Annotated in this window: 1 protein-coding gene; it reads left to right on the top strand. The window is 64.6% G+C overall.

What is annotated here, in order from left to right; translation table 11 throughout:
- The first annotated feature begins 239 nt into the window (after positions 1–239).
- Positions 240–1,334 (top strand): IS110 family RNA-guided transposase, encoded by a 1,095-nt coding sequence (locus tag ACYVLV_RS06365; RefSeq protein ID WP_460808603.1) that lies wholly within the window; start codon positions 240–242, stop codon positions 1,332–1,334.
- The last annotated feature ends 23 nt before the right edge of the window (positions 1,335–1,357 follow it).

Raw genomic sequence — 1,357 nt, 5'->3', positions numbered from 1 at the left:
GCGCCAGTGAGACTTTGAGATGCTTGGTGGGGGCGGTCTGACTCGAGTTGCGCCTGTCGTCTGTTGACTGACTTTGAGTCGATCGGTTCGGCCGTCTCCACCGTGCACCACTCGACGCAGACTGCGTTGGCGTGCCGGACTGGATCTGGTGACTTGATAGGAGCCCGGCAAGGTCTCATCACTGGTTCGTCCCTGACCAGCCCGGCACGCCGTTCCCTACTGGAAGGAACGGTCCCAGCATGACTGATCACCACAGAAATCTCGATCCGGTCGACCCCCGAGCGGTCTACGGCGGGGTTGATACCCACCGCGACTTCCACGTCGCGTCCGCAGTGTCGGCCCTGGGGGCGTTGCTCGGCACCGCGACGTTCCCCGCGAGCACCACCGGCTACCAGCGGCTTTTGGAATGGCTGAAGAGCTGGGGAACCGTGGCCGGAGTCGGGGTGGAAGGAACCGGGTCCTACGGGGCAGGGTTGGCCCGCTACCTCGATGACCACGACCTGACCGTCCACGAGGTCAACCGACCCGATCGGACCAGCCGACGCCGGCGCGGGAAGAGCGATCACTACGACGCCGAGGCAGCTGCCCGCAGTGTCCTGGCCGGATCGACCCACCCCGCGAAGATCAACCACGCCGCAATCGAGTCCCTACGGATGTTGAAACTGCAGTACGACTCCGCGGTCAAGCAACGCACCGCGACGCTGAACCAGATGCACCAGATCCGGATCACCGCCCCCGACGCGCTGCGGACTCAACTGGGCGGGTTGACCAAGAAGACCCTGCCCACCACCTGCGCCCGGTTCCGTATCGATCCGGCCGCCCTGGCCGACCCCACCACGGTCGCCAAGAAGGTCCTACGGGGCCTGGCCAAGCGCGTGTTGTCACTGACCGAAGAGATCAACGACCTCAACGCAGACATCACTACGTTGACCAAGGCCCTGGCCCCCATCACCAGCACCGCCAGCGGCGTAGGACCCCAAGGCCTGGCCCGCCTGCTGATCACCATCGGGGAGAACCCCCAACGCTTCGCCAGCGAAGCCAGCTTCGCTGCCCTGTGCGGCACGAACCCGGTGCCCGCGAACTCTGGTCAACACCAAGGGTTCTACCGCCTGAACCCAGCCGGGAACCGCCAAGCCAACAGCGCCCTACACATGATGGTCATCTCACGCCTGGCCCATCACCAACCAACCAACCGCTACATCGCTCAGCGCAGCCCCGACGGGAAGTCCACACCCCACCTACGACGCAAACTCAAACGCTACCTCGCACGCGAACTCTTCACCCTGCTCCGCACCGACCTACGCAACCTCCACCAACACCCACAAGCCGCTTGACAGGTCATAGGAGCATCGACTCG

This window comes from Nocardioides salsibiostraticola, assembly GCF_054783655.1.
This window is presented reverse-complemented; position numbering and strand designations above follow the sequence as displayed.

Coding starts and splice junctions, on each gene's coding strand:
- ACYVLV_RS06365 (WP_460808603.1), top strand. CDS start 240: ATGACTGATCACCACAGAAATCTCGATCCGGTCGACCCCCGAGCGGTC.